1 protein-coding gene is annotated in these 392 nt (G+C 59.7%); it reads left to right on the forward strand.

Features of this window, described 5'->3' with window-relative positions; genetic code table 11:
* Positions 1 to 392, forward strand: a 392-nt coding sequence (locus B7449_RS16660; protein ID WP_048883865.1) for an aldo/keto reductase, incomplete at both ends; no start/stop codon positions are given.

Consider the following 392-nt stretch of genomic DNA (forward strand, 5'->3'; position numbering starts at 1 on the left):
GATCGGAAAGAAAGCATCGCTACCATCCATGCCGCGCTGGACGCCGGGATCACGCTTCTCGACACTGGCGATTTCTACGGCATGGGCCATAACGAGATGCTGATCGGTGAGGCGATCAGGGATATTCCGCGCGACAGATTCCTCGTCAGCGTCAAGTTTGGTGCAATGCGCGACCCGTGTGGCAACTGGGGTTCCTACGACGCACGGCCTGCCGCCATGAAGAACTTCCTGGCCTATACCCTGCAACGGCTCGGGCTGGATCATGTCGACATCTACCGGCCTGCACGGCTGGACCCGGCAGTGCCTGTTGAGGAGACGATTGGCGCCATCTCCGAGATGGTTCAGGCCGGTTATGTCCGGCATATCGGTCTTTCGGAAGTTGGCCCGGAAAC

The organism is Komagataeibacter intermedius TF2 (assembly GCF_000964425.1).
Lineage (GTDB): Bacteria > Pseudomonadota > Alphaproteobacteria > Acetobacterales > Acetobacteraceae > Komagataeibacter > Komagataeibacter intermedius.